Here is a 13,007-nt window from a genome sequence, read left to right as displayed (position 1 = left end):
CGGCTCGTCCGGTTACAACTGCTTGATCTCGACCGTTTCTTCTTCGGCGACCGCCAGCGAATTGCGCAGCGGCAGGCCGAAACCATCGGCGCCGATCTCGAACACGTCGCCCTCCTGGGTGCGGATGCCGTCACCGAAGGAGAGCGTTGCCGTGCCGAACATATGAACATGCACCTCGCCGGGCTGGCGGAACAGTCCGTATTTGAAATGGTGGTATTCGAGGTTGGCGAAAGTGTGCGACATGTTGGCCTCGCCGGAGACGAACGGCTTCTCCCACAGGACCTTGCCGTCGCGCAGGATGCGCGAGAAGCCGCGAATGTCGTCCGGCGCTTTGCCGATCCGGATCTCCGGGCCGAAGCTTGCCTGCCGCAGCTTTGAGTGCGCGAGCCAGAGATAGTTCACCCGCTCGGTGACATGATCGGAGAACTCGTTGGCGACGGCAAAGCCGAGACGGAACGGCACGCCTTTCGAGGAGATCACGTAGATGCCCGCCATCTCCGGCTCCTCGCCGCCGTCCGCGGCAAAGGAGGGGGACGTCAGCGCCGCCCCCGGCGCAACCGCCTGCGTGCCGTTGCCCTTGTAGAACCACTCGGGCTGCACGCCCTTTTCGCCGGGCTTCGGCTTGCCGCCCTCAAGCCCCATCCGGAACATCTTCATCGAGTCGGTCAGCGTTTCCTCGGCCGCCTCGCTCGTCTTCTTGTGCATGGCGTCGCGCGTGGCGGCGGAGCCGAGATGGGTCAGGCCGGTGCCGGTCAGGTGCAGGTGCCCCGGATCGGGATGGGTGATCGGCGAGAGCAGCCGACCCTCGGCATAGGCCCTTTCCAGGTCGACCGCATCGCCAAGCCCATGGGCGTCGATCACGTCCTTGAGGCTCTTGCCGGCATCGGCGGCTTCCATGGCGAGCGCATGAAGGCTCGCGGCTCCCTTCACGGCGCGACCGCCCTGCCCTTCTTCGCGGACGACGACGGTGATCGAGCCATCGGCATTTTTCAACTGCGATACCAGCATGTTCACTTTCCTTACATTCCGGCGGGCACCTGTCGGCAACGCTCCGCCACGGACCCGGTCCGAGCCGCGCCGTCCGACCGCCGCGCGGCCCAATCTTCAGATGACTTGTCCGGCTGGCCGGCCGCGGCCGATCAGCCCTTGTTCTTGTTGTAGACGTCAAAGAACACGGCAGCGAGCAGCACGAGCCCCTTGATGAGTTGCTGGTAGTCGATGCCGATGCCCATGATCGACATGCCGTTGTTCATCACGCCCATGATGAAGGCGCCGATCACCGCACCGGTGATCTTGCCGACGCCACCGGAGGCCGAGGCACCGCCGATGAAGCAGGCCGCAATCACGTCCAGCTCGAAGCCGACGCCCGCCTTCGGGGTCGCCGAGTTCAGGCGTGCGGTGATAATCATACCGGCAAGGGCTGCGAGCACGCCCATGTTGGCGAAGGTGTAGAAGGTCAGTCGTTCGGTGTTGATGCCCGAGAGCTTCGCCGCCTTCTCATTGCCGCCCATGGCATAGATCCGCCGGCCGATCGTCGAGCGGGTGGTGAGGAACGAGTAGAGTGCGATCAGCACGCCCATGACGATCAGCACGTTCGGCAAGCCGCGATAGGTGGACAGCTGGAAGCCGATGAACAGCGCCACGACGGCGATGACCGCCATTTGGATCGCGAAGAAGACGAAGGGCTCGTTTTCCGTCCCATGCATCTCGTTAATCTGGCGGTTGCGGAAGCCGGACCAGATCGCCAGTCCGACGAGGACCAGAACCGCCACGAGCGCGACCATGTTCTTGATCGTCTCCGGTGCCGGATTGAGAAAATACAGGAAGTCGGGCACGAAGCCGGTCGACAGGATCTGGAATTCCTTCGGGAACGGACCGATCGGCCGGCCGCCGAGCACCACATACGTCATGCCGCGGAAGACGAGCATGCCGGCGAGGGTCACGATGAACGCAGGGATTTTCTGATAGGCCACCCAATAGCCTTGCGCAGCCCCCATGATGCCGCCGACGATAAGGCAGGCGGGAACGACGATGATCGCCGGCAGGCCCCATTTCACCAGCATGATCGCCGATATCGCGCCGATGAAAGCGACAATCGAGCCGACCGACAGGTCGATGTGTCCCGCCACGATGATCAGCAGCATTCCGAGCGCCATGATGACGATGAAGGAGTTCTGCAGCACGAGGTTGGTGATGTTGACGGGACGGAACAGCACGCCGTTGGTGACGATCTGGAAGAACACCATGATGACGACGAGCGCGACCAGAAGGCCGTATTCGCGGATATTGTTCCTGAGATAGTCCCCGATGGACGGTTTGGTGGTGTGAGCGCTGGTATCGGCGACCATTAGTGTTTCCCCCCGGAGCGCATGATGGCGCGCATGATCGATTCCTGGCTTGCTTCCTCCCGGGAAAGCTCCGCGACGATGCGTCCTTCATTCATGACATAGATGCGATCGCAGGTTCCGAGCAGCTCGGGCATCTCCGAAGAGATCATCAGGATGCCTTTGCCCTCGGCTGCAAGCTGGTTGATGATGGTGTAGATTTCGAACTTGGCGCCGACATCGATGCCCCGTGTCGGTTCGTCGAGGATCAGCACGTCGGGCTTGGTGAACAGCCACTTCGACAGCACGACCTTCTGCTGGTTGCCGCCGGACAGGTTGACAGCCTCCTGGTAGATCGAGTGCGAGCGAATCCGCAGCTTGCTGCGGTAGTCGGTGGCAACCTTCGTTTCCTTGTGGTCGTCGATGATGCCGTTCTTCGAGACTGCGTCGAGGTTCGAAAGCGTCGTGTTCTGCTTGATGTTGTTGATCAGCACGAGACCGAGGTGCTTGCGGTCCTCGGTGACATAGGCAAGCCCCGCATCGATCGCCTTCGGGATCGTGCCGACATCGACTGGCTTGCCGCGCATTTTCACTTCGCCGGTGATCTTGTGGCCCCAGGACTTGCCGAAGATGCTCATCGCCGTCTCGGTGCGGCCGGCCCCCATCAGGCCGGCAATGCCGACCACCTCGCCGGCGCGGACGTTGAAGCTGACATCGTGCAGGAACTGGCGGTCGCGGTGCTGCTGGTGGAAGACGTTCCAGTTCTTCACCTCGAGCAATGTTTCGCCGATATCAGGCTCGCGCGCCGGATAGCGGTCCTCCATGTCGCGGCCGACCATGCCCTTGATGATCCGGTCCTCGCTGATGTCTTCCCCGTGACAGTCCAGCGTTTCGACCGTGCCGCCGTCGCGCAGAATGGTGATCTTGTCGGCGACCTTTTTGATCTCGTTCAGCTTGTGCGAGATGATGATCGAGGTCATGCCCTGGTTGCGGAACTCCATGAGCAGCTTCAGCAGCGCATCGGAGTCCTTTTCGTTGAGCGAGGCGGTCGGCTCGTCGAGGATCAGCAGCCGCACCTTCTTCGACAGCGCCTTGGCGATCTCGACGAGCTGCTGCTTGCCGACACCGATGTCGGTGATGAGGGTCGAGGGCGACTCGCTGAGACCGACCTTGTTCAGCAACTCCTTCGTGCGGGCGAACGTCTGCGGCCACTGGATCACGCCGTTCTTGGCGATCTCGTTGCCGAGGAAGATGTTCTCGGCAATGGACAGGAGCGGCACAAGGGCCAGTTCCTGATGGATGATGATGATGCCGAGCTCTTCGCTGTCGGAGATCGTCGAAAAGCTGCGCGGCTTGCCGTCGTAGTGGATCTCGCCGTCATAGGTGCCGGCGGGATAGACGCCGCTTAGGACCTTCATCAGGGTCGACTTTCCGGCCCCGTTTTCACCGACGAGCGCGTGGATTTCCCCTTCGCGGACCTTGAAGCTGACATTGTCGAGCGCCTTGACGCCCGGAAACGTCTTGGTGATGCTCCGCATTTCAAGAATGATGTTGTCCATATCCAAGCATTCCGCGGCAGTCTTCAAGCGATGGATCACAACTGCCGAAAGTACAGTCTTCCCCGTCGAGAAAAAAGGTCCGCGACGGATCGCGGACCCTGCTCGTTGCGCGATCAGTTGTTGATCTGATCTTCCGTGTAGTAGCCAGAGCTGACCAGGATGTCCTTGACGTTGGACTTGTCGGCAGCAACCGGCTTCAGCAGGTAGGAGGGAACGACCTTCACGCCGTTGTCATAGGTCTTGGTGTCGTTCACTTCCGGCTCCTTGCCGTCCATGAGGGCATTGACCATGCCGACGGTGACCTTGGCGAGTTCGCGGGTGTCCTTGAAGACGGTCGAGAACTGCTCGTCGGCGAGGATCGACTTGACCGACGGCAACTCGGCGTCCTGACCGGTGACGACCGGCATCTTCTGGTCGCCAGAGCCGTAGCCGACGCCCTTCAGCGCCGAGAGGATACCGATGGAAAGGCCATCATAGGGCGAAAGCACGCCGTTGACCTGTGCATCGGTGTAGGTCGAGGACAACAGGTTTTCCATGCGGGCCTGAGCGACCGCACCGTCCCAACGCAGCGTGCCGACTTGGTCCATGCCCTGCTGGCCGGACTTGATGACGACGTCGCCGCTGTCGATGAGCGGCTGCAGAACGGACATGGCGCCGTCATAGAAGAAGAAGGCGTTGTTGTCGTCCGGAGAACCACCGAAGAGCTCGACGTTCCAAGGCTTCACATCGCCGAACTTCGCCTTCAGGCCATCGACGAGGCTGGTTGCCTGCAGGACGCCGACCTGGAAATTGTCGAACGTGGAGTAGTAGTCGACATTGCCCGAGTCGCGGATCAGGCGGTCATAGGCGATGACCTTGACGCCGGCGTCGTGCGCCTTGGCGAGGATGTCGGAGAGGGTAGTGCCGTCGATAGCGCCGATCACGAGCACCTTGGCGCCCTTGGTGACCATGTTCTCGATCTGGGCGAGCTGGTTCGGAATATCGTCATCGGCGAACTGCAGGTCCGGCGAATAGCCGGCTTCCTTGAAGAGCTTCTCCATGGTCTCGCCGTCGGAAATCCAGCGGGTCGAGGTCTTGGTCGGCATGGAGATACCGACGGTGCCCTTGTCCTGGGCAAATGCAGGCACGGCGAACGACGCCACGCTGATGGCAGCCGCGGCGAGAAGCGAGGTGATCAATTTCATTGGCAAATCTCTCCCTTGTTTTGCCAGGCCCGCCCCATGGTTCGGACCATAATCAGTGCTTCGTTGCCCGCTGCTGCAGACGACGGTCTCCAACGGAGGAAAAGGATAAAAACCCTTCCGGCCCCCACACTCCCTCGGGCACGAGCGCACCTGGCGAAAACCTCTACCGAATTGCCATAACTGTCAAATACAATAAGGTTCTATTCCCATGCCATTTCTGGTATAAAAAAACTGAATGGTATGATTTTTAGAAAGGCTCGCAGCAGTTGCACGACATCGACAGCCCATTGCCGGAAAAACCGAGCGAGGAACAACTCGGGCTCGGCCTGCTGCGCTCCGGCCTGAAACTCAACCATCTGCGGATGATCGTCGCGATCGACGACCACAGGCAGATCAGTGCCGCCGCCGCGGCCCTCAACATTTCCCAACCCGCCGCCTCGCGGATGCTGACGGAAATGGAGGGGATCCTTAAGGCCCAACTGTGCGAGCGCGCCTCGCGCGGGGTGGAACTGACGCAGTTCGGACGGGCCTTTGCCCGACGGGCAAGAAGCATCCTCCTCGAACTGCACGAAGTCGATCGAGAGATCAGCGCGCTGAAATCCGGTGCCGGCGGAACGGTGTTCCTCGGCACCGTGACCGCACCGGCGATCAGCCTTGCGGTGCCGGCGATCCAGCAGGTCAGCGCCGCCTATCCGGGCATCGAGGTCAATGTCCGCATCGAAACGAGCAACGTGCTCGCCCGCGAACTGTTGTCGGCCAAGCATGACTTCATCATCGCCCGCGTGCCCGACGATCTCGATCCGCGTCTCTTCAACGTCCAGGAGATCGGCATCGAGAAGGCCTGTCTGATCGTGCGCCGCGGCCATCCGCTGCTGGACAAGCGGGCCGTGTCGCTTTCGGACCTGCCGTCCTACGACTGGGTGTTCCAGCCGCCCGGCACGCTGCTGCGCCGCCGCGTGGAGGAGTTGTTCATTGCCGCTGGCGTCCCTCTGCCGACGACGGTGGTCAACACCGCCTCGCTGCTCCTGACTGTTGCGCTCGTCTGCTCCTCCAATGCCATCGCGCCGATCGCCCGCGACATGGCCGAGTTCGTCACGCAAAAAGGCGGCGGTCCGGGCGAGGTACGCATCCTCAACACCGACTTCGACATCGATATCAAGCCCTACAGCCTCATCGCCGTGAAAGGTCGGGCGCTGCCGCCGAGCGCCAAGCTGTTCTATGATCTGATTCTGCAGCGCGCCCGGATGCTCTTCCCGGACCGTGCGCAGCGCTGAGGAGAAACCGTGTTCGGCAGAAGCGTCTTTGAAACCGTGCTGGAACGCCTGAAGGCGGAAGCGCAGGAAACCGAGGCAGCGGCAGAGAGCGAGGCGAGCCGTCCCTCGGCGGCGGTCGGCCCGTCAGCGCCCTTCGTCTTTGGCGCCGGCTCTGCCTTTACCTCGGCGAACCATGCCGCTGCCGCCTACAGGGACGTCTTCGACGATAGCCGTCAGGAGACTGTAGAACATCAACCCCTTGCCCCACCTCCCCCGCCGCCACACCTCCTGCGGACCGCGCCGGAGGACGTGGCCGCCGATCTCGGGCTGACCGGCCGGGAAACACGCGCCCAGCTCATCGCGCTGCGCCGCGCGTTCGCCCGCGACAACCACCCCGACGGCGTTCCGGCCGAACTGAGGCCGAATGCCACGCGCCGAATGATGATCGCCAACATGCTGCTCGACGAAACGCTACGGCGGTTGCAGGCCGAGGAAGCAATCGGTCTGAAGCGCTAGAGTGAAAACGGGCTTCGAGGAAAAGTGCGGCAGGTTTACTTCTGGCCGTCCTCTTCCGGTGCCGTTTCAGCGGGTGCGGCGGAAGCGACGGGCTTGTAGAACAGCAGTAGCTGGGCAAATGCATAGGCGGTCATGACAAGAAAGATCAGCCCCCATGTCTGCTCGCCGTTATAGTATTCGACCGCGGTCCAGGCAGCGCACAGCCCAACCAGGAGCAACCTGACCCAGAGCGGGCGATAGAACGGGTGGGCGGGATCGATGAACTTCACGGGGCTGTCTCCGGCTTTTGTCCGTCACGTTTTTAGGGCGTTTCGCACGGTATGGAAACAGCACAGCTGGAGCAGGAACCGCTTGACGGCTCGGCCACAGAATGGAATAAAAATTCCAATAGAAATGGCATTCGGTTCGCACATTCCGCACAATTGGAGTGCGGCGACCGAGTTGCGGCTCAAACTCCGCGACCATCGCAGGCGCGATCCGGGGAAGCGCGCTCCCCGCCCCCTCACCCGGCAGGTGCAGCCGGCCACAGGAGAGTGAAGCAACATGACTGTCAGATTTGGCCTTCTCGGCGCAGGCCGTATCGGCAAGGTTCACGCCAAGGCAGTGACGGGCAATCCCGACGCCGTCCTGATCGCGGTCGCAGATGCCTTGCCGGCCGCCGCCGAGGCGATCGCCGGCCAGTACGGCTGCCAGGTGCGCACGATCGAGGAGATCGAGACGGCCAAGGACATCGACGCCGTCGTCATTTGCACCCCGACGGATACCCATGCCGACCTGATCGAACGGTTCTCGCGAGCCGGAAAGGCTGTCTTCTGTGAAAAGCCGATCGATCTTGACATCGAGCGCGTCCGCGCCTGCATCAAGGTGGTGACTGAAACCAAGGGCAAGCTGATGGTCGGCTTCAACCGGCGCTTCGATCCTCATTTCAAGGCCGTCCGCAAGGCGATCGACGAGGGGCGGATCGGCGAGGTCGAAATGGTGACGATAACCTCTCGCGACCCCGGCGCGCCACCGATCGACTATATCAAGCGCTCCGGCGGCATTTTTCGCGACATGACGATCCACGACTTCGACATGGCGCGCTTCCTGCTGGGCGAGGAACCGGTCTCTGTTTGTGCCACCGCCGCAGTGCTGGTGGACCAGGCGATCGGCGCGGCCGGCGACTTTGACAGTGTGTCGGTAATCCTGCAGACGGCATCCGGCAAGCAGGCCATCATCTCCAATTCCCGCCGCGCGACCTACGGCTACGACCAGCGCATCGAAGTGCACGGCTCGAAGGGCATGGTCTGCGCCGAGAATCAGCGGCCCGTATCGATCGAAATTGCCAACGGCGACGGCTACACGCGCCCGCCGCTGCACGATTTCTTCATGACCCGCTACACCGAAGCTTATGCGAACGAGATCGCAGGCTTCATCGCCGCCGTCGAAACGGGCGCGCCGCTTTTGCCCTCCGGCGCCGATGGCCTGGCGGCCCTGGAAATCGCCGACGCCGCACTCAGATCGGTCAAGGAAAAACGGCAGGTCGCGATCGGCTGACGACGGCTTCCTCCCAGCGACTGGCCGGGCAACTCGCCCGGCCGTTTTTTTGAGTTCGGCGCGGCAACGCTTTGGCAGGCTTTGTGCTTTGCCCCGGATCGGCGCTCCGATCTGCGTCATGCTTTTTCAGGCCCTCGAAGACCGCTCGGAATTTAGGTGTCCGCTCTAACAGACGCTCGGTGATGAACGGCTGGTCGAAGGCTACGTCCGCACCGAGTACGCGACCAAGGTCGAGGCGCGCGGCATGCCCATGCTCGATCGTGCTTATCCGCGGCCCGGAGCAGCCACCCGAAACGGCCGAACATGCCCAGGTCGGCCACCGCGTCACCGATCAGCGCGCCGCGGATCGGTGTCTGACCGAAAATTCAATGTCCTGGGCCCCAAAAAGGCGCGCATTGGCCCACAGGGTCCAATCAAGCCCAAGGGCTCCATCACAGAGCGCGGCCATTTCGCCGTCCCGATGGATCACCATTGAATTTTCGCATTTTCGTGATTGAAGCCCATCCGATCCTAGGCTAATAACCGTGCATCGGACAGGGCGAGTCATCGACCCCTGCGGCAGGCACCCGTAGCTCAGCTGGATAGAGTGTTGGATTCCGATTCCAAAGGTCACAGGTTCGAATCCTGTCGGGTGCGCCATTACTTGTAACGCTTGGCATCAGCGTGCACCAGCTTGGCAACAGCGTGCACTGCGCTTGGCAACAGCGTGCACCGATTTCCAGAAAATCGAAGAAAACAAAGAAGCCGCTGTTTTCGCGCGTCTCAGCAGAGAGACCGCGAACTCAGACGATCAAGTGCAGGTCTTTGCGTTTACGTTCGAGAGCCTTCAGTACCTTGGCCTTCAAATCGAGCAACTCATCCGTAGATTGAGTACGTAACTTACACCACGAGACGTGACCAATCGCGTGTGCTCTTGCTGCGACATCGATCGAGGATTGAGGTAGATCGCTGATCTGTATATGATCGTTCATTAATCTCTCCGTATGTTCAAGGTACGCTTCAAACGTGGGTGAGGCACAGGACGTAGCTTGTCAGTATGATCCTGCGTCACTTGACCGGCTGCAATGGAATAATCAGAACCCAAGGGCCCGGAGGCCGGGGGTATGCATCAGGTGATGCCGAGCGCTTGCTATCGCCTCCCTAGCCGCCGCATCAGCTCGCCCGTTGCCCGCGATACGCGAATGTCCCTTGCACAAATGAATCCTGACCTGCGGGTTCTGTTCCAGCAGTCTATCGAGTTCCTGCCAGAGCTTCACATCCAGGATCGCCCGGTTCCGCTCACGCGAGTTCGCCCTCACCCCTTCCAGCCGTTGCCGCGCTAGATCGCCGCCATCGGTCGCATGGCGGAGTCCATCCAGATGATCGCGCGTCGGCGCTTCGCGCCCAAGTCATAGCATCGACATCAGTGTCTGCATTGCACTTGGTCGGTCATCACTTAGGGATCTCTGTCGTTTCCAGAACTTGCTCGAACGAGCCCGGACCGACGATATCTTCTAAATGAGGAGATGACGATGGCATGAGCGAGAAGGCAGCTATTGCGATGGCGGCATTGCTGGAAACGAATCTTGCAGCGCCTACGTCGTGCGAATGCAGTATCAGGCGACAGCTCCATTCGTGCGCGAACATGGCACCTGACATGATCGCGCACGATAATTTCGAAGAGCGGCATCCTGAGCTAATGTCCGCCTGGACCTTTCCAGCCACGCGCAACCCCTACCCTTCATCATCATGTCCATCCGATTTAGCCGGGAAATAGCATCGGAACGCCCAGTGTACGCTGTTGCCAAGCAGGGTGAACTCGGTGCATGCCGTTGCCAAGCCCGGTGTAGGTTTCAACGAGCAGTTGATCCGGAAAGCGCAATGATTTCTATGGTTGTCAGTTTACGCTGATGCCGAGCGCTACATTACTCTTTGATTTCATTCAATAAATCTGCATGAGTGGAAATCTGCCGCTAACGTGCCCCTAAATCTGTCTTGCTGCGCAACATCGCCTCCTGTTCTTCTGGTGCGTCGTCGACGGCGTGTCTCGCACGTCCGCCCCACCCCCGGCCTCACGGGAGAGCCACTCGAAATCTCTTACATTGCCCGCGCACAAAACGACGGCTTTTCAAACTTTCTGACAAAACAGACATACCGGTGACGCGGCACGCCCCGTGCACGTTCACGGTTAGTACAAAGGCGCAGGCGAGTTCGGCTCCTGCCCTTCGGCGGGCATCAGATCTTCGTCGATGGAATCGAGAACGTGCAGGCCTCCCGGACTCTTGTGGTCGGCGCGATAGTTGCGGATCAGGAGCGGCATCGCCCACTGGGCATCTTTCCCTTCCGGGACCCAAAACTCGCACAGATCATCATGTAACCATTCCGCACGCCGAACCTTGCAGACTTGTAGGATACCCAGTGCCCTGCGAGCGGACCGTCAAGGCACAGCCCTTTGTATCTCATAAAGTGCCTCCGATCAGGAATTGTATTTCTCCGGCAGTTCACCGCCATTGGTCTCCTCACGCGGAGGCGGACACCAATATGAACCTGCAACTGCGCGTAGCTCGGTGGTCAATCGATCTCCAACAGGCAAGCGCCCGGACGATCTTCATCGCGACCGCATTCTGGCCTCGGTTGGCTAACACCTTCAGGCCCCAAAGAAACAGTCTTTGGGCACGAGCGGCAAATATTTGCGTCTGCAATGCGCCCGCATATCGGTCGTATAAAGTGCCCCCTTCCGTTCCCGAAAGCTGTCGTCTGTTTACCTGGCTCCTGTCGGCAGTCTATCCGAGGTTTCGTTACAATAGTCGGCCGACATCTCGAATATGCCGATATGCTCGGCCAACTCGCCGACCGGCTGCACTACCTCAATGCGTCCGGCGACGAAATTCGCTGAGGACATCCGCTCGGCATTCCCCGTGCCAAAAATATCACACCTGAAACTTGAATACACCGATGCGCGTGAGCACACATTTGCGTCGGTTGCGACGTTGTTACAAATCCGCCATCAAACGGTTAGAAGACGAGGAGTTGATATGAAGCGAGTGATTACGTTCGGAACATTTGACGTCCTGCACATTGGGCATATCCGCATCCTTCAGCGCGCTCGCGCGCTAGGCGATCATCTGACCGTCGGAATTTCGACTGACGCGATGAATTTTGCGAAGAAGCAAAAGAATACAGTTTATTCGCAGTTTGACCGTCTGGAGATCGTGAAGGCGATCGCCGGTGTAAACGAAGTCTTCTTTGAGCATTCTCTGGACTTGAAGGGCGAGTACATCAAGAAATACCAGGCTGATGTCCTCGTTATGGGAAATGACTGGGAAGGCCGCTTCGACGAATTCAAGAGCCTCTGTGAGGTCGTATATCTGCCGCGAACTGAGGGCATTTCAACGACTGAACTGTTGGCGGGAATTAGGGCAACCGCGTCTGCGGTAGCGTGACGAGATGCCCCCAAAAACTGGCTTTCTGGTCAAAAATAAGTTTCAGATTGCGCAGTTTGAAAATCTGGCCAGGTCCTATCCTGGTGCGGAATACCTCCTTATGGATCGTAAGACACTTTGGAGCGAGTTCTCGCCCAAGGATGTTGCCGCGTCCTCAGTTCCGTTGCGAATCGTAAATCGGCAGAACGTAGCTGCCGCTGCAGCTGAGTACGACGTACTTTTCTTCCAGACGGTATTCCCTGGCATAGAGACAATTTCCGGAACGCCCCTCGTATCCATGCAGTATGGCTTGGCGAAGGAGCAGCATAACTATGGCGAATGGCGGTCGCTGGCCGACCTGAATTTGATGTACGGCAAATATTCAGCCGACCGGATTTCACATTTCTCCCCGAGTTTCCCCGTTGGAAACATTAAATTCGCTGGATGGGACTACAGATCGGAGCGGCTCAAAGGCGCTGAAGCGAAAAAAGCCCTTGGGCTAGATCCAGCAAAACACACCGTTCTCTTCATGCCGACTTATGGAGAGCTTGGGTCATTCGAGACCCTCGTGCAACCATTGGCCGCGCTACCCCGTGACTTCGAAGTCGTCATAAAAATGCACCACAACAATGAGATGTCCGGACTAGGTTGGGCAAAAGAGGCTGAGGCTCACGGGCACAGGCATCTCTACCACGGCGGGTCCGACCAACGGGCACTACTTGCTGCGGCAGACGTTGCGCTTAGTGATTTCTCTGGCGCGATTTTCGATGCTGTATATGCCGAGGTTCCGGTAGTGCTGTTCCAGGCTGGAGCTAAGGAGAAGGTTGGCCTTCAGAAATTCGATTTGTCGTCGCTTGAGTTTCGTCGGCGCGACGAAATGGGAATGGTAGTTGAAGATGTCAAAGACCTGGCGCCGACGATTGCGCTAGCGGCCCGACAGTCCCAGTATCTCGTTGCACGGAGCACTTTGTTACGACAAGAATTGTTCATTGATGGGTTGGCAACTGATATCATCGACGTTGTTCATCACTTGATCGGGGATCTGCTTTGCGGGCGCATGCCGACTTTGAGTGAGCAGCAACTTTATGTCCGGCACTGCGTAAAGATGCAGATGAAATCTCAGCAGCAGGGTTTATGGCGGCGGCTTGCCAAACTCGTCACGAGTTGAGCGAGCGTAAAATCGGACCAGAGATTTCAGAGTGACGGCGACGGAGGCTATCAATAGCTGGCATAA

12 protein-coding genes and 1 tRNA gene are annotated in these 13,007 nt (G+C 59.5%); 6 read left to right on the top strand and 7 right to left on the bottom strand.

The genetic code is table 11. The features are described from left to right. Positions 1 to 12: 12 nt before the first annotated feature. From araD1 to chvE, 4 genes are all read right to left on the bottom strand, one after another. Positions 13 to 1,008, bottom strand: a complete 996-nt coding sequence (araD1, locus tag AC1DDS_RS15695) for an AraD1 family protein (protein ID WP_477479753.1) — start codon at positions 1,006 to 1,008, stop codon at positions 13 to 15. Positions 1,009 to 1,139: 131 nt separating this feature from the next. Continuing rightward, positions 1,140 to 2,348, bottom strand: a complete 1,209-nt coding sequence (gene mmsB, locus AC1DDS_RS15690) for a multiple monosaccharide ABC transporter permease (protein ID WP_310419154.1) — start codon at positions 2,346 to 2,348, stop codon at positions 1,140 to 1,142. Then, positions 2,348 to 3,883, bottom strand: a complete 1,536-nt coding sequence (mmsA, locus tag AC1DDS_RS15685) for a multiple monosaccharide ABC transporter ATP-binding protein (protein WP_477479752.1) — start codon at positions 3,881 to 3,883, stop codon at positions 2,348 to 2,350. The genes mmsB and mmsA overlap by 1 nt, the downstream gene beginning before the upstream one ends. Positions 3,884 to 3,996: 113 nt before the next feature. After that, on the bottom strand, positions 3,997 to 5,067 hold the full coding sequence (gene chvE, locus AC1DDS_RS15680; RefSeq protein WP_310419149.1) for a multiple monosaccharide ABC transporter substrate-binding protein: 1,071 nt from the start codon (positions 5,065 to 5,067) through the stop codon (positions 3,997 to 3,999). A gap of 275 nt (positions 5,068 to 5,342) precedes the next feature. On the opposite strand from chvE, the gene AC1DDS_RS15675 reads away from it, so the two are divergent. Both AC1DDS_RS15675 and AC1DDS_RS15670 read left to right on the top strand, forming a co-directional pair. Next, the gene (locus AC1DDS_RS15675; protein ID WP_477479914.1) at positions 5,343 to 6,341 is read left to right on the top strand and encodes a LysR family transcriptional regulator; all 999 of its coding nucleotides are present in this window, start codon (positions 5,343 to 5,345) and stop codon (positions 6,339 to 6,341) included. Between the two features lie 9 nt (positions 6,342 to 6,350). Further along, complete coding sequence (locus AC1DDS_RS15670) at positions 6,351 to 6,836, top strand: hypothetical protein (RefSeq protein ID WP_477479751.1); 486 nt, start codon at positions 6,351 to 6,353, stop codon at positions 6,834 to 6,836. Positions 6,837 to 6,871: 35 nt separating this feature from the next. Here AC1DDS_RS15670 and AC1DDS_RS15665 read toward each other — a convergent pair whose 3' ends face one another. Continuing rightward, positions 6,872 to 7,105 (bottom strand): hypothetical protein, encoded by a 234-nt coding sequence (locus AC1DDS_RS15665; protein WP_477479750.1) that lies wholly within the window; start codon positions 7,103 to 7,105, stop codon positions 6,872 to 6,874. A gap of 274 nt (positions 7,106 to 7,379) precedes the next feature. On the opposite strand from AC1DDS_RS15665, the gene iolG reads away from it, so the two are divergent. Continuing rightward, complete coding sequence (iolG, locus tag AC1DDS_RS15660; RefSeq protein ID WP_477479749.1) at positions 7,380 to 8,372, top strand: inositol 2-dehydrogenase; 993 nt, start codon at positions 7,380 to 7,382, stop codon at positions 8,370 to 8,372. A gap of 562 nt (positions 8,373 to 8,934) precedes the next feature. Further along, positions 8,935 to 9,011, top strand: a tRNA-Arg gene (locus AC1DDS_RS15655). Positions 9,012 to 9,154: 143 nt separating this feature from the next. Here AC1DDS_RS15655 and AC1DDS_RS15650 read toward each other — a convergent pair. Both AC1DDS_RS15650 and AC1DDS_RS15645 read right to left on the bottom strand, forming a co-directional pair. Beyond that, on the bottom strand, positions 9,155 to 9,343 hold the full coding sequence (locus AC1DDS_RS15650; RefSeq protein WP_477479748.1) for a hypothetical protein: 189 nt from the start codon (positions 9,341 to 9,343) through the stop codon (positions 9,155 to 9,157). Positions 9,344 to 9,445: 102 nt separating this feature from the next. Continuing rightward, on the bottom strand, positions 9,446 to 9,670 hold the full coding sequence (locus tag AC1DDS_RS15645; protein ID WP_477479747.1) for an RNase H family protein: 225 nt from the start codon (positions 9,668 to 9,670) through the stop codon (positions 9,446 to 9,448). Positions 9,671 to 11,221: 1,551 nt separating this feature from the next. Here AC1DDS_RS15645 and AC1DDS_RS15640 point away from each other — a divergent pair. Both AC1DDS_RS15640 and AC1DDS_RS15635 read left to right on the top strand, forming a co-directional pair. Then, positions 11,222 to 11,794, top strand: coding sequence for an FAD synthase family protein (locus AC1DDS_RS15640; RefSeq protein WP_477479746.1), 573 nt, complete (start codon positions 11,222 to 11,224; stop codon positions 11,792 to 11,794). Positions 11,795 to 11,798: 4 nt separating this feature from the next. Further along, a complete protein-coding gene (locus tag AC1DDS_RS15635; RefSeq protein WP_477479745.1) occupies positions 11,799 to 12,941 on the top strand; it encodes a CDP-glycerol glycerophosphotransferase family protein in 1,143 nt (380 codons plus the stop codon). Positions 12,942 to 13,007 lie beyond the last annotated feature (66 nt).

The organism is Mycoplana sp. 10N416 (assembly GCF_056394765.1).
Note: the sequence above shows the minus strand (reverse complement) of the source record. Positions and strands in the feature narration are given on the sequence as shown.